Origin of the sequence: Achromobacter sp. Root83 (assembly GCF_001428845.1) — a bacterium.
Classification (GTDB): domain Bacteria; phylum Pseudomonadota; class Gammaproteobacteria; order Burkholderiales; family Burkholderiaceae_B; genus Achromobacter.
The window spans coordinates 1,012,696-1,034,350 of sequence record NZ_LMIU01000001.1 but is presented as its reverse complement, the minus strand read 5'-3'; the positions used below and the strand labels follow the sequence as shown (position 1 = coordinate 1,034,350).

The following is a 21,655-nucleotide window of genomic DNA, read 5'->3' as shown; positions in this document are numbered from 1 at the left end:
TGTGTTTAAAGAGAGGTTGCCGCGCGGGCCGCCTGGTCGTACAGGCCCGACAGGGCACGCAGCGTATGCGCAAGCTGGCGGCTGAATTCCAGCCCGCCCCCGCCCGGCGCGTCCAGTCCGGCGGTCAGGCATTGCTCGCGGATTTCACCGTAGCGCGTGAGAATCGCCGCGCCCTCGGGCGTGACGCTATAGAAGACTTCCTTGCTGTTGCGTTCGCCGCGCACCACGCCCAGCCTGTCGAGCTTCTTCAACGCGTAGCTGACGATGTGGGTGTCTTCCACATTCAACGTGAAGCAGATATCGGCAAGCTTCTTGGGCCGCTGCCGGTGGTAGACGTGGTGAAACACCATCACGTCGGTGGGTGTCAGGTCGGGCAGGCCCGCCGCCGCCATGCACCGCACCGTCCAGCGGTCGAAGGCGTGGCTGGCGATCATCAGGCCGAACTCCACCTCGGAAAGATCGGGCGCGCTGCCGCCGGCCAAGTGGGCCGATGAAGCAATCAAGGTGGGCGTCATAAGAGGCGGGAGCCAAGTTTATCTGAGTGAAATACTAATAATTTATCTATATTTCATCAATAAAAAATGATCTGGAACCATAAAAATCCCCTCATTTCGAGGGAATACCCCTACGACTTGAATCGTCGTCAGGCCGCGATCACGGCGCCGTCCACCCCATCGGCAGGTTGGCGTTGATCAGCCACCCGGCAATCGAGATACGGGGCGCGATGTCTGGCATGGGGTCGCCCGGGCCGAACCAGCGGGCGTCGGCGATTTCGTCTTCCTGGACCCGGATATCCCCCGACACGTAGTCGGCCGTGAACGCGACCATCAGGGAATGCGGAAACGGCCAGGACTGGCTGCCGAAGTATTGGAGGTTGCCGACCTTCAGCCCGACCTCTTCGAGGACCTCGCGGTGCACGGTCTGCTCGATGCTTTCGCCGGGCTCGACAAAGCCCGCCAGCGCCGTGTAGCGGGCCGTGGGCGACGTGGTGTGGCGCGCCAGCAGGATGCTGTCGCCCTTGCGGATCAGCACCATCATCGCCGGCGAGATGCGCGGATAGGCCGAAAAGCCGCAGGACGGACAGCGCAGGCAGAATTCATGGCTGACGCGCTCGGCCGGCGTGCCGCAGGCCCCGCAGAACCGGTGCGTGCGCGCCCATTCCGCGATCTGGTAGGCACGCCCCGCCAGCGCCATCCCTTCGTCATCGAAGACGCCGAACAGCGAGCGCAGCTTCTTGAAGGCATAGCCTTGCGGGGCCTCGATGCCGGGGTCGACGCACACGGTGCGATACGGGGATCCCGATTGCATCCAGACCGGCTGCAGCGCCGCGGCCGGCAGGCCGATGCGTTCACACAGGGCCGTATCCGGCAACACGCTGGACGTCTCTTCGACCAGCAACTCATCACGGCGAAAAACGAAATTCACACTAGCCTCGGCAGCACGTTTTCAATTCCACGATCTTAGAAGAAAAAGCCTCAGGCCCGCCGTGCTTGATGCGGGGCCGTGCGATTGCTTGAACCGTCAACCAATGAACAACAGCAACCCCTTAGGAATTACCCGTAAATGCGCGATTTCCCGCGCTTTGTTACCGCACAGCAACATAGAATGGCACGGCACTCCGGCGGCGCGCTACCGTGCCGCGCATTCTTTTTTCGCAATGCCTATCGGGCAAGACCCGTCTTCACCATTCGCAGAGAAGGACCACCCATGTACAAGAAAATCTCGCTGCTGACCGGCAGCATCGTCCTGGCATTCAGTGCGGGCGCACAGGCCCAGACCAAGTGGGACCTCCCCAGCGCCTATCCGGCCAGTAACTTCCATGTCGAGAACCTGACGACCTTCATCAAGGACGTGGATTCGCTGTCGCAAGGCAAGCTGAAGATCACGCTGCACAACAACGCATCGCTGTACAAGGCGCCCGAGATCAAGCGCGCGGTGCAAGGCAACCAGGCGCAGATCGGCGAGATCCTGCTGACCAACTTCGCCAACGAAGACCCGATCTACGAACTGGACGGCCTGCCCTTCCTGGCCACCGGCTACGACGCGTCGTTCAAGCTGTACCAGGCGCAGAAGCCGTTCCTGGAAAAGAAGCTGGCCTCGCAGGGCATGACCCTGCTGTACGCGGTGGCATGGCCGCCCCAGGGCATCTTCGCCAACAAGGACATCAAGCAGATCAATGACATGAAGGGCCTGAAATGGCGTGCCTACAGCCCGGTGACGGCCAAGATCGCCGAACTGGTCGGCGCGCAGCCCGTCACCGTGCAGCAGGCCGAACTGGCCCAGGCGCTGGCCACCGGCGTGATCGATTCCTACATGTCGTCCGCGTCCACCGGCTACGACACCAAGACCTACGAGTACATCAAGAAGTTCTACGACACGCAGGCCTGGCTGCCCAAGAACGCCATCATCGTCAACAAGAAGGCGTTCGACGCCCTGGACCCCGCCACGCAGGAAGCCCTGAAGAAGGCCGGCGCGCAGGCGGAAGAGCGCGGCTGGAAGCTGTCCCAGGAAAAGAACAAGTGGTATCAGGCCGAACTGGCCAAGAACGGCATGGAAACCATCGCGCCCACGGTCGAGCTCAAGGAAGGCCTGAGCGTGATCGGCAAGCGCATGCTGGAAGACTGGCTGAAAAAGGCCGGCGCGGACGGCCAGGCCATGATCGACGCCTACAAGAAGCAGTGATATCGCCATGCGCCGCTTTTTAGATGGTTTGTACGGCGCGGCCGGCCTGCTGGCCGGCCTGTGCACGATAGGCGTGCTGGTCTCGGTGCTGGCGGCGATCATCGCCCGCCAGCTCAGTTTCAACATCCCCGGCACCGACGCCTACGCCGGGTACTTCATGGCCGCGGCCGGTTTCCTTGCCCTGTCCAGCACGTTCAAGCACGGCGAGCACATCCGCGTGACGCTGCTGCTGAATTCGCTGGCGCCGGCAGGCAGCCGCCGGCTGGACATTTTTGCGCTGGCCGTCGGCGCCTTGCTCGCTTGCGCCTTCGCTTTCTTCAGCGTCAAGCTGACCTACGATTCCTGGCTGTTCAACGACATTTCCACGTCCAACGACGCCACGCCCCTTTGGATTCCGCAGATTTCCATGGCGGTGGGCACGATCCTGTTCCTGGTCGCCATCGTCGATGAATTGATCCGCCGTTTGCGCGGCCAGTCCGCCGCCACTTCGCAGCAAACCCATGAATGAACTTCTCGTCATTACCCTTCTGGTCGTCTCGATCTTCGTCCTGCTGGGCTGCGGGGTCTGGGTCGGCCTGACGCTCGCCGGCACCGCCTGGATCGGGATGGAAATCTTCTCCAGCCGTCCGGCTGGCGACGCCATGGCCGTCACGATCTGGGGCGCGTCGTCCAGTTGGACGCTGACCGCCCTGCCGCTGTTTCTCTGGATGGGAGAAATCCTGTTCCGCACGCGCCTGTCCGAAGACCTGTTCAAGGGGCTTGCGCCCTGGCTCAACCGCCTTCCTGGCCGGCTGCTGCATACGAACGTGATCGGCTGCGCAATCTTCGCGGCGGTGTCGGGTTCGTCGGCCGCCACCTGCGCCACGGTGGGCAAGATGACCATCCCCGAGCTGACGCGCCGCGGTTACCCCGAGGACAAGATCCTGGGCACGCTGTCGGGCGCCGGCACCTTGGGCCTGCTCATCCCGCCTTCCATCATCATGATCGTGTACGGGGTGGCAGCGGACGTTTCCATCGCCAAACTTTTCATTGCCGGCATCATCCCGGGCATCCTGCTGGCGCTGCTGTTCAGCGGCTACATCGCCTGGTGGGCCATCCGCAATCCCGGCCAGGTGCCGGCCGCGGACCCGGGCCTGACGTTCATGCAGAAGCTGTCCCGCTCGCGGCACCTGATCCCGGTCATGCTGCTGATCGGCGCGGTTCTGGGGTCCATCTACACCGGCATCGCCACCGCCACCGAGGCGGCTGCCGTCGGCGTGGTGGGGGCGTTGATCCTGTCTGCCCTGCAAGGCTCGCTCAACGGGTCCACCTTCAAGCAATCGCTGCTGGGCGCCACACGGCTGTATTGCATGATTGCGCTGATCCTGGCGGGTGCGCAGTTCCTGACCCTGGCGATGGGCTATATCGGCCTGCCGCGCGCGCTTGCGGAATGGATCGGCGGCCTGGGCCTGTCGCAGTTCGGGCTGATCATGGCGCTGATGGTGTTTTTCATCATCCTGGGCTGCTTCCTGGACGGCATTTCCATCGTCGTCCTGACCATGGGCGTGCTGCTGCCGACCGTGCAGGCCGCCGGCATCGACCTGATCTGGTTCGGCATCTTCATCGTGTTCGTGGTGGAAATGGCACAGATCACGCCGCCGGTGGGGTTCAACCTGTTCGTGCTTTCCGGCATGAGCGGGCGGGAACTGCCCTACATCGCGCGCGCCTCGCTGCCCATGTTCTTCCTGATGATCCTGGCCGTGCTGCTGCTGTATGTCCTGCCCGGAATCGCCACCTGGCTGCCGCTGCACATGACGCTGTAGGCCAAGGGTTCCAAACCCCGGCATGCGCGACCAAAACCCCGTTCCCTGAACGGGGTTTTTTATCGCCCGCGCGAGGCAGCCCCTGTTTTCCCGCCCTGTAAACCAGGGAAAACGCCGAATAATTTGGAATTCTCCGACTTCCCCAACTTTCTTAGAATCCTCTTGCGTCCATGCGCGGCACCAACATGGCGCATGTTCTGCAAGCAGGCCAATGCTCCGGACCCGCGCTGACCCACAGCGTCGGTGCAGCGGCCTGGCGTCCGGCGACCCGCCGGGCGCGACCAGCCGAGCCATAAGCGCGGCGCAATCACAAATCAGCTACACCAGGAGGAGTCCCAATGAAACGCATCGCACTAACGCTGGCCACGGCCAGCCTCGGCCTGGCCGCCGGCGCGGCAAGCGCCGAAACCAGCGTCACCCTGTACGGCATCGCCGACGTCAGCATCCGCTACCTGAACACCAGCTCCGGCAGCGTGGGCGAAGACGGCAGCCGCGTATCCATGGAAAATGGCGCCATTTCCAACAGCCGCTGGGGCCTGCGCGGCTCGGAAGACCTGGGCGGCGGCAACCGCGCCTTCTTCCGCCTGGAAAACGGCATCAACCTGCAGAACGGCAAAGGGTCCGACACGACCAAAGCCTTCAGCCGCCTCGCCTACGTGGGCCTGGACGGCGGCGGCGTCGGCATCCTGACCCTGGGCTTGCAGAACACCCCGATGTTCGATCTGCTGGCCGACTACTTCGACCCGCTTACGGTCGGCAACTACGAGCAGAACGCCTGGCTGCCCGCCGCCATGTCGCGCGTGCGCACCAACAACATGACCAAGTACGCCAACACCTTCGGCAATCTGGCCGTCGTGGCGTCGTGGGCAAACGGCGACGACTGGGAGGACCGCAAGGCCGGTCAGCAATATGGCGCGAGCCTGCGCTATACCGCCGGCAAACTGGGCCTGGGCGCCGCCTATCAGCAGACCTACGCCGGCACGGATTCCGACCTGCGCCAGCGGGTGTGGAACCTGAACGCCTCTTATCAGTTCGACTCCGCCAAGGTGTTCGCGGGTTACTTCAACGGGCGCGACGAAACCGGCTGGGTGAACGGCGTCATGGGCGGCACCACCACCGCCAGCCTGGACCGCAAGGACAACGGCTATTTCGCCGGCGTGACCTGGCAGGCCACGCCGCGCTGGGCGATCACCGGCGCCGCCTACTACGACCGCAGCGAGAACGTGGTCGAGGAAGGCGACAAGGGCAAGCGCTATGCGCTCGTCGCGGTGGCCGAATACTCGCTGTCCAAGCGTTCGCAACTGTACGGCACCGTGGACTGGAACAAGGTCGGCGACGCCGCCACCGGCGAAATCGCCGGCAAGAGCAGCCAGGTCGGCGCGGCAGTGGGTTTCCGGCACATTTTCTGATTCCCGCTTGATCGCCGCAACAAGCACGGCGACAATCCAACGCGTGACTTCCTCGTTTGCCGGGGAATCCGACTGGCCTGTCGCGTGTTGCTGGCAGTGCATGCGTGGCGCCAGTTCCTCAACATGAACCAGGCGCACCGCATGAGCCTCTTCCATGCCCGCACGAACGCCTGGCCTGCCCGCCTGTCGCGGGCAGCCAGGACAGCCATGGCGGTGTCGGCCGTGGCGGTCCTGGCGGCCTGCTCGTCGCCCGTCCAGCTCATGCCCACGCCGCTGAAATTCACGACGGGCGTCGTCGATCCCTTCGAATACAAGGAAGCCCGCGGCGGCAGCACATCGATACCCCTGCTGTATGCCACGAATCGCGCGGTCTTCCTTGAATCGCGCCAGCCGTTCTACTCCATTTTTCCCAGCGACACCCTGCGCATGGGCGTGGCGCGGGTGCAGATCGGCGACGGCACGCTCGACTGGGAACAACTGCGCCTTCTGTCCACCTCGGCCAGCCAGCGCGGCCGTCCCGTGCTCAGCCTGGAGCGCATGGATGAGCTGGTCGCGCTCACCCCGCAAAGCGATGCGGAGACTTCGCCGGAGGCGCAGGCGTACTTCGCCCTCATCAACGACGCCCTGGCGGCCAGCCAGCACCGGGATCTCATCATCTACGTGCACGGCTTCAATAACGCGGTCTGGCGCGGCACCGCGCAGGCCGCGCAGTTTCACCACTTCACGGGCCGCCAGGCCGTCGTGCTTGCGTTCCTGTGGCCTTCGGCGGGCAGCCTGCTTGCCTATGCCACCGACGTCCGCACGGCGCGCGCCTCCGTGCCCGCGTTTGCCCGCTTGATAGAGATGCTGTCCCGGAACACGAACGCCGAGCACATCAACGTGCTTGCATTCAGCGCCGGCGCCCGGATTGCCAGCGAGGGCCTGGCGACGCTGGCTCAACCCAAGGAAGGCGAAACCCGCGAGGCCTTGCGCGCGCGGCTGCGCCTGGGGCAGATCTACTTCGCCGCGCCCGACGAGGACACCTACCGGTTCGTGACGGACCTGCGCCAGTACATCGACCTGACCGAGCGCGTGAGCCTGGGTGCCAACCTGGACGACCGCGCCCTGCGCTTCGCGGCGCGCCATCAGCGCGCGTCCCGGGCCGGCCGCCCCAGCGCGGATGACCTGACAGAAGAACAGGTGGACTTCGTGAACGCGGCGTCCCAGCGCCTGAACTTCGACATGATCTGGGTGGATCCGCGCAACATACCCGACCTGGGCCGCCGCGCGCACAGTTTCTGGTTCAGCAACGCCTGGGTCAGCAGCGATGTCCTGATGCAGTTCCTGTGGCACAAGGCGCCGGCGGAACGTGGCCTGCAGGAAGGTTTCACCGCGCAGGGAATGCGTTTCTGGACCTTCCCCCCGGACTACGAACAGCGCGTCTCGGACCTGATGCGCATGCGCTGAAACGCGCTACAACACCGCCATGCGGCTGTTGATGAGGTCCGTGACGAGCATGTGGCCGGGCGCGTGCGTGATGCAGAATTCGGGCCGGACGGCTGCCACGACGGATTGCGGCGTCACGCCGCATGCCCAGAACACGGGGATTTCCCCGGGGCGTATCTCCACGGGGTCACCGTAATCGGGATGCGCGATATCCAGGATACCGATGAGGGCCGGATCCCCGAGATGAACCGGCGCCCCATGGACCGAGGGGAAACGCGACGTCACCTGGATCGCGCGGATCGCATCCGCGGCCTTGAGCGGCCGCATGGATACCACCAGCGGCCCGCCGAAAACGCCGGCGGGATGCGTCGGGATGTTCGTGCGATACATCGGCACATTGCTGCCTTGTTCGATGTGGCGCACGGGCAGGCCGTTGTCCAGCATCGCCTCTTCGAACGAAAACGAGCATCCGATCAGGAAAGACACCAGATCGTCGCGCCAGATGTCCCGTACATCCGTGGGCTCGGCGACCAGTTCACCGTTCTGCCAGACGCGGTAGCGCGGGATGTCGGTGCGAATGTCGATATCCGCTCCCAGTTCCGCCAAGGACGGGTCCCCCGGTTCGGACATGGCCAGCAAGGGGCAAGGCTTGGGATTGCGCTGGCAGAAATGCAGGAAATCCGCCGCCAGCGCACGCGGCAGGATCGCCAGGTTGGCCTGCACATGCCCGGGCGCGAGATTGGCCGTGGGACCGGTCAGGCGGCCGCTGCGCGCATCCAGCCGTGCCTGGCGGGCCAGCGCAAGGCTGTTTCTAGCTTTATCGGCGTCAACCATGAAAATTCTCTTGTTGCGGGTTTCTCAAAGGCCGTTCAACGCCCTGCGAACAGGTCTTCGACGGCCAGCCCGATGCCCAGGATCCGGCGGTCGGTTCCGTTGCTGCCCGAGATCATCAGGCCCACCGGCGCGGTGCCGGGCGCGTGGCAAGGCAGCGACAGCGCGCAGCCATCCAGGAAATTGATCAGCGTGGGGTTGCGCAGGATCAGGCCGTTGGCGGCGTAGTAGGCGTCGTCGGACGCCTGCAGGTCAGCCACCGCCGGCGCCACGATGGGCGTGGTGGGCATGATCAGGGCATCGTACCCCGCGATGCGATGGTCCACGGCCGCGACCCAGGCTTCGCGCGCGTCCAGCAGATCCAGGTAATCGGCCGCGGTCATGTCCTGGCCGCGCATGATGCGGGACACCACGCGGGGGTCGTAGCGCTTGCCGGCGCGCGCGATCAGGCCGCGGTGCCAGGCCCAGGCCTCGGCGGCGGTAAAACCGCCCTTGCCGTTGATGGCGGCGAGTTCGGCGAATTCGGGAATCTCGATCCGGTCGACCAGCGCGCCCGCATCCTGCAGGCGCTGCACGGCCGCGGCAAAGCTGGCTGCGACGTGATTGTCCATGGCATCCAAGGCGAGCGTGGCCGGAATGGCCAGGCGCAGGCCGCGCACGGGAAGCGCTTGCGGCAAGGGGCCGGCATCGCCCGACAGGATGGCGTCCAGCTCGACGCAGCAGCGCACGCTGGCGGCGATCGGACCGATGGAGTCCAGATTGGCAGACAGCGGCAACACACCCGTCATGGACACGCGCCAGGCGCTGGGCTTGAAGCCCGTCAGGCCGCACAGGGCGGCGGGGATGCGCACCGAACCGCCCGTGTCCGAACCGATGCCGGCGGCGGCCATGCCGTCCGCGACCGACACCGCGGCGCCGGAGGACGAGCCGCCAGGGATGCGGCCGGTGGCGCGGTCATAGGGGTTCAGCGGCGTGCCGTAATGCGGATTGATGCCCAGGCCCGAATAGGCGAATTCGGTCATGTTGGTGCGGCCGATGATGACGGCGCCGGCGGCGATCAGGCGCTGCACGACTTCGGCGTTCGCTTCGGCCTCGGGCTCGCCTTCGCGCGCCACCGAGCCGGCCATCGTGGTCTCGCCTTCGATATCGAACAGGTCCTTGATGCTGATCGGCAAGCCCTCCACCGCGGAACGGACGATGCCGGCCGCGCGCAGGGTGTCGGACGCGCGCGCCTGCGCCAGCGCGGTCTCGGCGTAGAGCTTGGTGAACACGCGGGCGCCCTCGCCCGCCTCGTCCTGGGCCCGGGCCAGCGCGGCTTCGGTCAGCTCGACGGACGTGCTGCGGCCCTCGCTCAGGGCCAAGGTCAGATCATTCAGGGTCGAAACCATCATTGTCCTAATGCCGCCTGGCGGCGTAAAAGTGCGGACGGGCGCTCCCGCGGGGAGGCGCCCGGTTTTCAATGGCGTGCGTGGCCGGAATCAGGCCACGACGGGCAGCGATTCAACATGATAGCTGTGGCGCAGCGTGCGCTGGCGGCGCGGATCGAAGAGCTCCATGGTGAAGTCCGCGGCGGCGCGGATGCCGCCGATGGCGCCCACCGTGCCGCAGGTCATCCCCGCGCCCTGCGGCAGCGTAGCGGCGCCGCCGGTATAGCCGGCGATCAGGTCTTGCGGGGTACGCAGGGTGGACAACGGCCCTTCCTGGTACAGGACCTTCTCGCCGTTTTCGACGATGTACGAGCGGATGACCAGCTCATCCCAGTAGTCCGCCACGTCGGCCAGGCGCCAGGCCACGGTCGCAACGGGCTTGACGCAGACCTGCTTGGACATGGCCACGCTGACCGTCTCCAGCTTGCGATCGGTATGGTCCGAGGCGATGCTGACATACATCTCGCCGTCCACGGCGAACACGAAGGTCTCGACCTCGCCGGAAGACTCCTCGCCCAGCGCCTGCACCGTGCTGGCTTGGGTGAGCTGGTTGTCGGCGATGCGGTAGTACAGGGGCACGCTGGAGGGACGCGGCACGCCGATGGCGGCCAGTTCCTCGATATGGTGCTCGATGGCGGCCATGTCGCGGCCGGCCCAGCCCGCCACGATCACGGTGTTGAAGTCCACTTCCACCTGGCGGGGATTGGCGTCGTCGATCTGGAATACGGCTTTCATGTCTGTCCTGCTGTAAAAAGAGTTTGGAACGGCACGGCGTCACGCCGCGCTGGAATCGAATGAAGGGGAATCAGCCAAACACGCGCGGCAGCCACAGCGCCAGGTCGGGCCAGAACGCCAGCAGGGCCAGCATCACGAACATGGCCAGCACGAACGGCAGGCTGCCGACGATGACCGCGCTCATGGAGCCGCTCTTGCGCAGGCTCTGCACCACGAACAGGTTCAGCCCGACGGGCGGCGTGATGAGAGCAGCCTCGACCAGGATGATGATGACGATACCCAGCCAGATCGGGTCATAGCCAAGCGCGATCATGATCGGTGCGACGATGGGGATCGTCGTGATCATCATGGACAGCGTTTCCATGAAGCAGCCCAGCACCAGATAGAAGATCACCACGATCAGCAGCATCCAGCCCGGCGACAGCCCCAGCCCCGTAATGGACTTGGTCAATGCGTCGGTCAGGCCGGTGGCCGACATGACGAAGTTCAGGAAGCTGGCCGCGATAACGATCAGCATGATCATCGCGGTGGAACGCATGGTGCCTTCCATGACCTCGCGCAGCATGGACCAGCTAAGCCTGCGGAACCACGCCGCCAGGATGAAGGCGCCCAGCACGCCCAGCGCCGCGGCTTCCGTCGGTGTCGCCAGGCCGGCGTAGATCGATCCGACCACCAGGAAGAAGATGCCCATGGGCGGCGCCAGGTGCACCAGGCTGGCCAGGCGCTGGCCCCAGCTTGCGTGGATCTTCTTGCCGCCCCACGAAGGCTTCGCCACGCAGGCGATGACCACCGTCAGCATGAACAACGCCGCCATCGCGAAGCCCGGGATGATCCCCGCCAGGTAAAGCTTGGGCACCGAGGAATTCGTCAGCACGCCGTAGATGACCAGATTGATCGACGGCGGGATCAGGATGCCCAGCGTCCCGCCCGCGGCCAGGCTGCCCAGGAACAGCGGTTCGTTGTAGCCGTACTTGCGGATCTGCGGAATCGCGACCGTACCCACGGTGGCAGCCGTGGCCACGCTGGAACCGGAGGTTGCGGAAAACAGCGTGGAGGCGCCGATGTTGGCGTGCATCAGCCCGCCCGGCAGCCACGACAGCCACAGGCTCATCGCGCCATACATGCGCTCGGCGAAGCCCGCGCGCAGCAGCACTTCACCCAGCATGATGAACAGCGGAATGGCAACCAGCAGGAACTCGTTGTTGGAGCTCCAGGAAATTTCGCCGATGGCGCGCGACAGCGGCAGCATCGAGAACAGGGGATCCAGGATCAGGCCCAGCACGCCCAGCGCGGCACCCACGGGAATGGACAGCCCGATCAGCACCAGCAGCAATATCAAGGCAGTGGAAATCATGCGGCTTCTCCCTTCACCATGCGCTCGCCCGCGGCGGCTTCTTCGTCAGCTTCTTCCTGCGCGGAACGCACGCCGCAGATCTGCTTGACCAGTTCGATATCGCCCGTGACCAGGGCGGCGGAGGCGCGCGCCAGCATCAGCGCGACGGTGATGCACATCCAGGCCAGGCCCAGCAGCCACAACCCCTGCGGAATCCACAACGGCGTGGCCAACGGGGTATTGGCCGCCGACTTCTGCATCCAGGATGTATGCACCACGTCATAGGCGTAGTACGTCAGGAACACCATGAAGACGGCCAGCGCCACCATGGAAATCCAGTCCAGCACGGCCGACAGGCGCACCGGCAAATATTGGTAGAGCACATCGACGCGCACATTGGCGCGCTGCAGCGTGGCGAACGCCAGCGCCCAGGAGGTGCTGATGGCGAAGGCGTAGCTGGACAGCTCGTCCGCGCCGCCCGTCGTGAAGCCCAGGAATTTCCGGGCGAGTACGTCGAAGGAGATCAGCAGCACGCTGGCCACCGTCAGGGCGCCGCCGGCCCATACGGCCACGCGCGAGAAGCTCTCCGCGCGGCGCAACAGGCCGCCGAGCAGACGGAAGTGTTCGATTTGAGTCATGAATGGAACCTTTGGGGGCACGGTCCGCGATAGCGGACTGGAAGACGCGCCGGCCCACGGGGCCGGCGCGCCCACGCGCTTCTTACTTGCTGGCGGTCAGTCCCAACGTCTTGCCGACGGTGGCGTTCCAGTCCTTGACGCACTGCGCCGAGCAGCGGGCGGCCCACTTGGGCAGCACGGCCTCTTGCGCGACCTTCTTCACCAGAGCGTGGTCGGCCTCAGAAGGCTGCACCAGCACCATCTTGCCCTTGACGGGGAACGGGCAAGCGGCGGCGCCGGTATTGCAGTCATAGCCTTCCTGCGTCTGGCGCGCGGCGGCGTCCCAGATGTTGTCGACCAGCGTCTTGATATTGGCCTGCAGGAACGTGCGCACCTTGGGATCGAGCTTGTCCCAGGCCTTCTGGTTGACGGCATGGATCTGCTGGTTCCAGTTGATCGGCAGCGCGACAAGGTGAGTGGATACCTCGTACCACTTGGCCGAATAGCCCGACAGCGACCCGGTGATGGCGCAATCGACCACCTTGTTCTGCAGTGCGGGAACCACTTCGCCGAAGGCCATCGTTACGCTGGAGCCGCCCAGCGCCTCGACGAACTCGGCGGTGGTGCGGCTGCTGGTGCGCACCTTCTTGCCCTTGATGTCGGCCAGGCTCTTGATCTCGGCATTGCAGAACAGCACTTGGCCAGGATAGGTCGAGATGCCGAGCAGCTTGACGTTGTTGCCCTCGCCGTAGAGCTTGGAGTACACGGGCTCGAACGCGTCGGTGACGGCGCGCGCGGTCTTGACGTCCGGCGCCAGGCCGGCCAGGTCGATCGCTTCGTTGATGGGATTGTCGCTGGCGAAGTACGACAGCGTGGCGGTGCCGAATTCGATCACGCCCTGCGACATCAGGCGCAGCAGCTCGGGGCCCTTCAGGCCCATCTCATTGAAGCCCTTGATTTCGGCCGTGACCTGGCCCTTGGACAGCTCGGGAATGGTCTTGGTCCAGAACGGCTTCTCGTAGTCGTTGTAGGCGGTCAGGTTGGACAGGCCTCCCACGACCTTCAACTGGGTTTTGGGCAGGTCTTGGGCCTGGACGGCGCCGGCCAGCAAGCTGGCGGCGACGGCGGCGAAAACAAGAGACTTCTTCATGGACAAAACTCCTGGCTGGCGGGATGGTCTGGCGCGCGGGATCCCGTTATCCTGGTCGCGAGCGGGTAGTAATCGGATAGTCAGGGCCGCTACTTTTTTCTGTAACGCCATTGCATCGCCAGGGGACAGCAGCGTCCAATCGTAAGTTGCGATGTGGGGGTATAAATAATTTTTGGGTCTCGCCCGAACCCCCTGCGCGATTTTCGGCAGACGACGCTGCGGCGCGGCCTTGCGGGCAGCGGAAGGCCCGCGGATCTGGTCCGGCAGGCACACCCGGGCGTCGCTCCCCAGCTCGAGTGCTGGGGAAAACACCTACGGCCAATTCCTGGCTCAGGCCTGCGCGGCGACCTTCTGAGCCATCTGCGCGATGACGCGCACGGCGTGGCTGTCCGGGCCTTGCACCCAGGTTGCGGTGAAGCTCAGTTCCGGCAGCGGATCTGCCTCGACGTGCAGAATGCGTAATTCGCCGCGGGCCAGTTCCTTGCCCAGGAACACCGGCGCGATCACGCTGGTGCCGATGGCGTCCTGCGTCATCCTTACCACCATGGACATCGAGGCGCTTCCGTACATGCGCGGCGAAGGGATGCCCGCCCGGGTCAGCATGTCGCGCACGACACGGTATGGCGAGCTGTTGGACGGATAGGTGATGATCGGCAACTTGCCGATCGTTGCCAGCGTCAGCGGTTCCGGCCCCAGGTCCAGCAGCGGGCTGGCCACCCACGCCAGCGGGTAGGTGCATAGCGGCAGGTTCTCTACCCTTGCCTCCAGCACCGGGCCCATCAGGAAGGCCAGGTCGATCTGGCGCGACATCAGATGCGAACGCAAGACGTGCGTCGTATCGACCTCGATCTCGAGCACCAGCGCCGGATAGGTGGTGTGGATCAATTCGATCAGCGTGGGCAGCCAGGTCTGCACGATGGTCTCGGCCACGCCGATCCGCACCGTGCCCGTCATGACGTTCTGTTCGCGCGCGGCTTCGAACATGTCGCGCCGCACCTGCAGCATGCGCTCGGCATGCGAGAGCAGTTCGTGCCCCTTGGCCGTCAGCTTGACGCCGCGCGCGTCGCGTTCAAACAATTTGACGCCCAGATCGGCCTCCAGCGAGGCGATACGCTGCGAGACCGCGGGCTGTGTCGTGTTGAGCTTGTCGGATGCGGCGCGAAAGCTGCCCAGTGTGGCAACCCAGAAAAAAGTTTCGATATTGCGTAGTTCTATCATTGGCCTGTTCCCCCGGCGGGATGAGCGTATCATGTCAGCCGCTCACTGCCCTATGACCATCAAGGAGCTTGTCCATGCCCCCGGCCGATAACGGTCGCCCGCGCCCCGGCGCTTCCGCCGCGCGAGGTCCGATGACCGGCGTGCTGCTGCTGGTGCTGTCGATGTGGACACTGTCCTGCCTGGACGCCAGCGGCAAGTGGGTGATGAATGCCGGCGTCCCCTTGCTGGTGCTGTCGTGGTTCCGCTACGCGGTGCATCTGGTGCTGGTGCTGGCGCTGGTGCTGCCCGCGCGGGGCTTGCGCGTGCTGCGCAGCAACAAGCCGCGCGAGCAGCTCATCCGCGGCGGATCGATGTTCCTGGCCACGCTCATGTTCTTCACGACGCTGAGCTACATTCCGCAGGCCGAAGCCACGGCCATCAATTTCCTCGCCCCCCTGCTGGTGCTGTCGCTGGCGCCCTGGGTGCTGAATGAACCCGCCCGCCTGTCACGCTTCGTCGCGGCCGGTGTCGCCTTCGTCGGCGTGATCATCGTGATCCGCCCCGGCGGCGGGCTGCATCCGATGGGAACCGTCTTCGGCCTGCTGACGGCCTGTTGTTTCACCGCGCAGTTCATCGCCACCCGGCGCGTGGCGGGCGATGATCCGTTCACCTCGCTGATCTGGAGCGGCGCGGTGGGCACCGTCTGCCTCACGCTCACCCTGCCCTTCATCCTGCCGCCCGCCCTGCCCGTGCTGCAGGCCCTGTCGCCGCTGGACTGGGTCCTGCTGATCTCCACCGGCGTCACGGGCGGGCTGGGCCATCTGTTCCAGATCGCCGCGTACCGCCGGGCGCCCGCCTCCACGCTGGCGCCGTTCATCTACCTGCAGATCATCAGCGCCACGTCGGTGGGCTGGCTGGTCTGGGGCCATTTCCCGGATCCGCTGACCTGGCTGGGCATCGCGATCATCTGCGCCAGCGGCATGGCCATCGGCCTGGTCGAATGGCGCCGCAGCCGCGCGCAGGGCGCCGCGCCGGCTCCGGCCGCCTCGCGCTGACGACGGCGGCCGTCCGCCCGGCGCCGCCGGGTGGCGGCCTCCCGTACAATGCTCGTCGCCTTTTGCGCTTTCCCGCAACGGCCACCCCGGCATCCCCCCGAAAAGAGGCCTTCATGATCATCAAGCCCCGCGTGCGCGGCTTTATCTGCGTCACCACCCATCCCGTCGGCTGCGAGGCCAACGTCAGGAACCAGATCGACTACGTGAAGGCGCAGGGGCCGGTCGCCGGGGGTCCCAAGCGCGTGCTCGTGCTTGGCGCATCGACCGGGTACGGGCTTGCCGCACGCATCAGCGCGGCGTTCGCCTGTGGCGCCCAGACGCTGGGCGTGTTCTTCGAGCGGCCCGGCGATACCGGCAAGGCCGGCACGCCCGGCTGGTACAACAGCGCCGCCTTCCACAAGTTCGCGGACGCCGAAGGCCTCTACGCCAGGAGCATCAACGGCGACGCGTTCTCGGATGAGATCAAGGCGAAGACCATCGCCGCGATCAAGGCGGACATGGGCCAGGTCGACCAGGTCATCTACAGCCTGGCGGCCCCGCGCCGCACGCATCCGAAGACCGGGCAGGTGTTCAACTCCACGCTCAAGCCCGTCGGCAAATCGGTGACCCTGCGCGGACTGGATACCGACAAGGAAGTCATCAAGGACGGCGTGCTGGAACCGGCTACGCAGGCCGAGATCGACGCGACCGTGGCGGTCATGGGCGGCGAAGACTGGCAGATGTGGATCGACGCGCTGCTCGAGGCCGGCGTGCTGGCCGAAGGCGCCACCACCACGGCCTTCACCTACCTGGGCGAAAAGATCACCCACGACATCTATTGGAACGGGTCCATCGGCGCCGCCAAGAAGGATCTGGACCAGAAGGTGCTGGACATCCGCGCCAAGCTGGCCGCGCGCGGCGGCGACGCCCGCGTGTCGGTGCTCAAGGCGGTGGTGACGCAGGCCAGCTCGGCCATCCCCATGATGCCGCTGTACCTGTCGCTGCTGTTCAAGGTCATGAAGGAAGACGGCACGCACGAAGGCTGTATCGAACAGGTGTATGGCCTGTACCGCGACAGCCTGTGCGGCCCCGCGCCGATCCTGGACCAGGAAGGACGCCTGCGCGCCGACTACAAGGAGCTGGATCCGGGCGTGCAGGCACGTGTCCAGGCGCTATGGAACCAGGTCACCACCGACAGCCTCTACCAGCAGACCGACTTCGCCGGCTACAAGCGCGACTTCCTGCGGCTGTTCGGCTTCGAGATCGAAGGCGTGGACTATGACGCCGACGTCGACCCGGCCGTGGAAATCCGCGGCCTGATCTGACCGCGCGCCAGGCCCTGGCGCTTGCGTCCAGCGGCCAGGGGGCGCGCCATTCAATCCCGCGTGAACAATTCCAGCAGCCGGTCCAGGCCGCCTTCGTCGATCGCCACCGACACCTCGCTGCGCACCGCCGGCTTGGCGCGGTAGCCCACCGACAGCCCGGCCACGCGCATCATCGGCAAGTCGTTGGCGCCATCGCCCACCGCGATGGCGCGCGCAGGCCCCACGCCGAGCGACGCGCACACTTCCACGAGCTTGCGGCGCTTTTCCTCGCCGTCGCAGATATCGCCCCAGGCCTGCGGCACCAGGCGGCCCGTCAGCCGGCCGCCTTCCACTTCCAGCACGTTGGCGCGCACGTCGTCCAGCCCCAGCCGCGCGCGCAGCCTGTCCGTGAAACACGTGAAGCCGCCCGTGACCAGCAGGCAGGTCAGGCCCGCCGCCTTGCATGCCGCGATCAGCGTTTCGGCGCCGGGGTTGATCCGCAGGCGCTCTTCATAGACCACGTCGAGCGCTGCCTCCGGCATGCCGGCCAGAAGCGCCACGCGGTCCCGCAGGCTGCGCTTGTAGTCCACGATGTCGCCGCGCATGGCGGCCTCGGTCAGCGCCGCGACCTGCGCCTTCTTGCCCATCAGGTCCGCCATTTCGTCCAGCGTCTCGATCGAGATCAGCGTGGAGTCCATGTCGAAGGCGATGACCTTGTAGTCCGTCAATGCCAGCGGCGGGGTGATGCCGCGCCAGCGCAGGCCCGGAGCCGTCGGGGTTGCGAACATGGAGAATCCTTGTCTATGCGGGATGGGAAAGGCCGTGCCTTTGCGTGCACAGCCATTGGATGAATAGCTGCGCCGACGCCGCGGCCGGGCCGTCCTGGCGGTACAGCGCGTGGATGCCGGCGTTGGGCAGGTGGGGCAGCGCAAACAGCGGGCGCAGCCGGTCGGCGCGGATGTCGTCTTCCAGCAGGCACCAGGGCGCCAGCGCGATTCCAAGGTCGTTCATCGCCGCCTGCATGCACAGGAACTGGTGATCGAAGACCGGCCCGGGCAACTGCGCGGGCACATCCACCTTGGCCAGCGCGAACCAGCGCGGCCAATGATCCATGCCGCCCGATATCTTCAGGAGCGGGTGGCCCAGGCAGTCGGCGGGCGCCGACAGGCGGTTGCGCTCGATGAAGCGAGGCGAGGCGACCGGCAGGTGGAAGTCATCCAGGCAATGCACGCAGGCCAGGTCGGATTGCGCCATGTAGCCATGCCGGATCAGGACATCGCTGCCGGTGTCGCCCCCGCGGTCCAGGAACGGCCGGCCCTGCGTGCTGAGCTGCACATCGATGGCGGGATGCAGGGCCTGGAACGCCGAGAGGCGCGGGATCAGCCATTTCATAGTCAGGGAGGGCGTGGCGCACACGCGCAGCGCGCCGCCATGCACCGGCGATTTGAGCTTGGCGGTGGCGGCCGCGATGCGTTCCAGGCTGGCCTGGACTTCCGGGAAATAAGCCTGGGCGCAAGGCAGCAACGCCACCCCGCGCGCCTCGCGGGCGAACAGGGGCTGACCCGCATACTCTTCAAGAATGCGGATCTGCTGGCTGACCGCGCTGTGCGTGATGCTCAGTTCGTCGGCGGCCGCGGTGAAACTGCGCAGGCGCGCCGCCGCCTCGAACACCCGCAAGGCCTTCAACGGCGGCAGGCTGTGCCCCGCCATCTCAAATGACGCCCGCCCGGGCGCCGGCCCGGCGCCGCGCTGTGCTGCTCTTTCCCACGTTTACCCTTGTCGTCTATTTATTGTCGGCGCGCGGCCTGTTCCGGCCCCTGCCCCATCCTGCCGCATTCTAGGGGATAGCCGGCGGGCCGACCTCTTAGAAAATCTAACGCCATGCCTTAAAAAACACTGCTGGTCGCGCGCCGGGCCCGTTCCTATGATGCCCACAACCTCAAGCAGGAACTCAATATGGCATCGATCACGGTAGACGGCATCGTCAAGACCTTCGGCGGACAGCAGGTGCTGCGCAACCTGTCCCTGCACATTCCCGACGGCGAGTTCTACACGCTGCTGGGTCCCAGCGGCTGCGGCAAGACCACCCTGCTGCGCTGCATCGCGGGTTTCTACTCCCCCGATGGCGGACGCCTGCTGTTCGACCAGGACGACGTGACCCATGTGTCCGCGCACCGCCGCGACATCGGCATGGTCTTCCAGGACTATGCGCTGTTCCCCGACAAGACCGCCTTCGACAACGTGGCCTACGGACTGCGCGCCCGCGGCGTGGCGCGCGCCGAGATCACGCGGCGCGTCAACGAGGCGCTGGACAAGGTGGGGCTCCTGCCCCTGGCCGCCCGCTACCCCGCGCAGATGAGCGGCGGACAGCGCCAGCGGGTCGCGCTGGCGCGCGCGCTGGTCATCCGCCCCCGCGTGCTGCTGATGGACGAGCCGCTGTCCAACCTGGACGCAAAGATGCGCCTGCAGATGCGCGACGTGATCCTGGACCTGGTGCGCGAAGCCGGCATCACTACCGTCTTCGTCACGCACGACCAGGAAGAGGCCCTGGCGATGTCCGACCGCATCGCCATCATGGACCACGGCAACATCGCGCAACTGGGCACGCCCGAAGAGCTCTATGGCACGCCCGTCAATGCCTACGTTGCCGATTTCATCGGTTCGGCCAACGTGATCCCGGTGCCGGCCCGCACCGGGCTGGCCGGCGCGCCCGACGGGCACGTCCGCTATGAACTCTGCGGCCTGGGGTTCGACGGCATGCAGGGCAGCGCCGGGCTGGACGCCCAGGGCGTGCTGATCGCGCGCCCCGAGGAACTGGCGTTGATGGCCCCGGCCCCGTATGTGCCCAACACCCTGCCGGGCAAGGTCCTGCGGCGCCAATACCTGGGCTTCAAGACCGCCTATCGCATCGCTCTGGACAACGGATCGGAGATCCGCGTCGAACTGCACGCGGGCAACATGGTGGCGCAGTTCCAGCCGGGCGAGGCCGTGCAGGTGCTGATTCCCGCCGACAGCCGCGTCGTCAACGCCTGAGGACGCGCACGCCATGAAAATCAAATGGTGGCCCTGGGGCGTCCTGACCGCGATCAGCCTGGCCCTGCTGCTGTTCTTCGTGCTGTATCCGCTGGGCGTGCTCTTCGGCAACAGCCTCACGGGACAGGACGGCGGCTTTTCGCTGGAGGGCTTCAAGGCCCTGCTGGCCGATTCGCAATACCTGGAGGCCTTCGGCAACACGCTGGTGCTCGGGCTGTCCGTCACCGCCTGCACCGTGCTGGTGGGCGTGCCGTTCGCCTACATGGTGGCGCGCTACGACTTCCCGCTCAAGAATCTGGTGGCGATCCTGCCGGTGCTGACCATCGTGATCCCCGAGATCATCGTGGGCCAGTCCTGGCTGCTGATCCTGGGCAACAACGGCATCCTGACCAACCTGCTGGGCGATGCGGGAATCTCGCTGCCTTCGTTCTACGGCTGGACGGGCATGGTCTTCTCCATGACGCTCGTCTACTACACCTACATCTACCTGGGCGTGCTGGCCGCGCTGCGCGGCTTCGACGGCCAGCTCGAAGAGGCGGGCCTGAGCCTGGGCACGCCGCCCTTCCTGACCAAGCTGCGCGTGCTGGTGCCGGTGCTGCTGCCGGCCGTGCTGGTCAACGCGCTGGTGGTCTTCACGCTGGTGGTGGGCAACTTCGCGCTGGCGATGCTGCTGGGCAGCCGCGTGCCGCTCCTGTCCGTCATGACCTACAACACGTTCGTCAGCGAAATGGGCGGCAGCCCCACGCTGCAGAGCGCGATGTCGGTGGTGTCGATCGCCATCGTCGCCATCGTCCTGTTCTTCCAGAAGCGCGTGGTGGAACGCAAGGTCTACACCATGACCCAGGGCCGCGCGCCCGCCGCCGTGCGCGTGCGCTCGTGGACGGCGCTGGTCTACACCAGCGGCGTGGGCCTGGTGATCCTGATTTCCATGCTGCCGCTCATCGTGGTCTTCATCGCGGCCTTCACCAAGACCAGCGGGCCGGTCATGCAGTGGGGGCAATGGTCCCTGGCCAGCATGCAGCGCGCGCTGCACGGCGCGCCCGAACCCATCCTGAATTCACTGAAATTCGCATCGCTGGCCACCGTGCTGGGCGTTGCCTTCGCCGTGCTGGTGAGCTACCTGACGATCAAGAAGCGCAGTTCCTTCACGCAGGTGCTGGACTACATCGTGGTGCTGCCGCTGACCATATCGGGCACGGTGCTGGGGATAGCGCTGGTCCAGACCTTCAATACCGGCTGGCTGGTGCTGGCCGGCACGTCCGGGATCATGGTGCTGTGCTACACCGTGCGCCGCCTGCCCTTCGCGGTGCGCAACGCGTCCTCGGTGCTGTTCAACATCCCCGAGTCGATCGAGGAAGCCTCGATCAGCCTGGGCGTGTCTCCGCTAATGACGTTCTTCAAGGTGATCCTGCCCGCGATGAAGGCATCGATCATCTCGGCCGCCATTCTGATGTGGCTCACCACGATCTCCGAGCTCTCGGCTTCCATCGTGGCCTACAGCGGCGGCCTGGAAACCATGCCCATCGCCATCTTCCGGCAGGTCGACGGCGGCAGGCTGGGGATGGCGTCCGCCTACGGCGCGGCCCTGGTCACGGTGATCGTGCTGCCCATCATCGTGTCCGTCAAGGCATTCCGCATCAAGCTGTTCTCCGGTAAATAACCCACTCGCAGAGGCT

The 21,655-nt window shown here is 65.7% G+C and carries 20 protein-coding genes; 9 read left to right on the top strand and 11 right to left on the bottom strand.

Annotated features, from left to right (window positions below; genetic code table 11):
• Positions 1-5: 5 nt before the first annotated feature.
• Together ASE30_RS04680 and nudC are read right to left on the bottom strand one after the other, a co-directional pair.
• Positions 6-515, bottom strand: coding sequence for a winged helix DNA-binding protein (locus ASE30_RS04680; RefSeq protein ID WP_057283056.1), 510 nt, complete (start codon positions 513-515; stop codon positions 6-8).
• A 139-nt stretch (positions 516-654) separates the two neighbouring features.
• Positions 655-1,425 carry an NAD(+) diphosphatase gene (gene nudC / locus ASE30_RS04675; protein ID WP_057283055.1) on the bottom strand — a complete coding sequence of 257 codons (771 nt, stop codon included), beginning with the start codon at positions 1,423-1,425 and terminating at the stop codon, positions 655-657.
• 282 nt (positions 1,426-1,707) lie between these two features.
• Here nudC and ASE30_RS04670 point away from each other — a divergent pair, with 282 nt between their 5' ends.
• The 5 genes from ASE30_RS04670 (at position 1,708) to ASE30_RS04650 (ending at position 7,339) form a co-directional block, all read left to right on the top strand.
• A complete protein-coding gene (locus tag ASE30_RS04670; RefSeq protein ID WP_057283054.1) occupies positions 1,708-2,682 on the top strand; it encodes a TRAP transporter substrate-binding protein in 975 nt (324 codons plus the stop codon).
• A 7-nt stretch (positions 2,683-2,689) separates the two neighbouring features.
• The gene (locus ASE30_RS04665) at positions 2,690-3,190 is read left to right on the top strand and encodes a TRAP transporter small permease (protein ID WP_057283053.1); all 501 of its coding nucleotides are present in this window, start codon (positions 2,690-2,692) and stop codon (positions 3,188-3,190) included.
• Positions 3,183-4,484, top strand: a complete 1,302-nt coding sequence (locus tag ASE30_RS04660; protein ID WP_057283052.1) for a TRAP transporter large permease — start codon at positions 3,183-3,185, stop codon at positions 4,482-4,484. The genes ASE30_RS04665 and ASE30_RS04660 overlap by 8 nt, the downstream gene beginning before the upstream one ends.
• Before the next feature lie 338 nt (positions 4,485-4,822).
• Positions 4,823-5,893: a porin gene (locus tag ASE30_RS04655; RefSeq protein WP_057283051.1), complete on the top strand. Its 1,071-nt coding sequence runs from the start codon at positions 4,823-4,825 to the stop codon at positions 5,891-5,893.
• 84 nt (positions 5,894-5,977) lie between these two features.
• Positions 5,978-7,339, top strand: coding sequence for an alpha/beta hydrolase (locus ASE30_RS04650; RefSeq protein WP_156407531.1), 1,362 nt, complete (start codon positions 5,978-5,980; stop codon positions 7,337-7,339).
• A 6-nt stretch (positions 7,340-7,345) separates the two neighbouring features.
• Here ASE30_RS04650 and ASE30_RS04645 read toward each other — a convergent pair whose 3' ends face one another.
• From ASE30_RS04645 to ASE30_RS04615, 7 genes are all read right to left on the bottom strand, one after another.
• The gene (locus ASE30_RS04645) at positions 7,346-8,152 is read right to left on the bottom strand and encodes a putative hydro-lyase (RefSeq protein WP_057283049.1); all 807 of its coding nucleotides are present in this window, start codon (positions 8,150-8,152) and stop codon (positions 7,346-7,348) included.
• Positions 8,153-8,187: 35 nt separating this feature from the next.
• Entirely contained in the window at positions 8,188-9,537 is a 1,350-nt protein-coding gene (locus tag ASE30_RS04640) for an amidase (protein ID WP_057283273.1), read from the bottom strand.
• Between the two features lie 90 nt (positions 9,538-9,627).
• Positions 9,628-10,311 (bottom strand): DUF2848 domain-containing protein, encoded by a 684-nt coding sequence (locus ASE30_RS04635; RefSeq protein ID WP_057283048.1) that lies wholly within the window; start codon positions 10,309-10,311, stop codon positions 9,628-9,630.
• A gap of 70 nt (positions 10,312-10,381) precedes the next feature.
• Complete coding sequence (locus ASE30_RS04630) at positions 10,382-11,665, bottom strand: TRAP transporter large permease (RefSeq protein ID WP_057283047.1); 1,284 nt, start codon at positions 11,663-11,665, stop codon at positions 10,382-10,384.
• Positions 11,662-12,282: a TRAP transporter small permease subunit gene (locus ASE30_RS04625; RefSeq protein WP_057283046.1), complete on the bottom strand. Its 621-nt coding sequence runs from the start codon at positions 12,280-12,282 to the stop codon at positions 11,662-11,664. The genes ASE30_RS04630 and ASE30_RS04625 overlap by 4 nt, the downstream gene beginning before the upstream one ends.
• An 82-nt stretch (positions 12,283-12,364) precedes the next feature.
• The gene (locus ASE30_RS04620; protein WP_057283045.1) at positions 12,365-13,411 is read right to left on the bottom strand and encodes a TRAP transporter substrate-binding protein; all 1,047 of its coding nucleotides are present in this window, start codon (positions 13,409-13,411) and stop codon (positions 12,365-12,367) included.
• 330 nt (positions 13,412-13,741) lie between these two features.
• Positions 13,742-14,629: a LysR family transcriptional regulator gene (locus tag ASE30_RS04615; protein WP_057283044.1), complete on the bottom strand. Its 888-nt coding sequence runs from the start codon at positions 14,627-14,629 to the stop codon at positions 13,742-13,744.
• Between the two features lie 74 nt (positions 14,630-14,703).
• Between ASE30_RS04615 and ASE30_RS04610 the strand changes: the two genes are divergently transcribed.
• Both ASE30_RS04610 and fabV read left to right on the top strand, forming a co-directional pair.
• Entirely contained in the window at positions 14,704-15,663 is a 960-nt protein-coding gene (locus tag ASE30_RS04610) for a DMT family transporter (protein WP_057283043.1), read from the top strand.
• 113 nt (positions 15,664-15,776) lie between these two features.
• Positions 15,777-16,967, top strand: coding sequence for an enoyl-ACP reductase FabV (gene fabV / locus ASE30_RS04605; RefSeq protein WP_057283272.1), 1,191 nt, complete (start codon positions 15,777-15,779; stop codon positions 16,965-16,967).
• Between the two features lie 50 nt (positions 16,968-17,017).
• Here fabV and serB read toward each other — a convergent pair whose 3' ends face one another.
• Both serB and ASE30_RS04595 read right to left on the bottom strand, forming a co-directional pair.
• Positions 17,018-17,734, bottom strand: a complete 717-nt coding sequence (serB, locus tag ASE30_RS04600; protein ID WP_057283042.1) for a phosphoserine phosphatase SerB — start codon at positions 17,732-17,734, stop codon at positions 17,018-17,020.
• Between the two features lie 13 nt (positions 17,735-17,747).
• Complete coding sequence (locus ASE30_RS04595; RefSeq protein ID WP_057283041.1) at positions 17,748-18,656, bottom strand: LysR substrate-binding domain-containing protein; 909 nt, start codon at positions 18,654-18,656, stop codon at positions 17,748-17,750.
• A gap of 246 nt (positions 18,657-18,902) precedes the next feature.
• On the opposite strand from ASE30_RS04595, the gene ASE30_RS04590 reads away from it, so the two are divergent.
• Together ASE30_RS04590 and ASE30_RS04585 are read left to right on the top strand one after the other, a co-directional pair.
• The gene (locus ASE30_RS04590) at positions 18,903-19,979 is read left to right on the top strand and encodes an ABC transporter ATP-binding protein (RefSeq protein ID WP_057283040.1); all 1,077 of its coding nucleotides are present in this window, start codon (positions 18,903-18,905) and stop codon (positions 19,977-19,979) included.
• Between the two features lie 13 nt (positions 19,980-19,992).
• On the top strand, positions 19,993-21,639 hold the full coding sequence (locus ASE30_RS04585) for an iron ABC transporter permease (RefSeq protein WP_057283039.1): 1,647 nt from the start codon (positions 19,993-19,995) through the stop codon (positions 21,637-21,639).
• Positions 21,640-21,655: the final 16 nt, after the last annotated feature.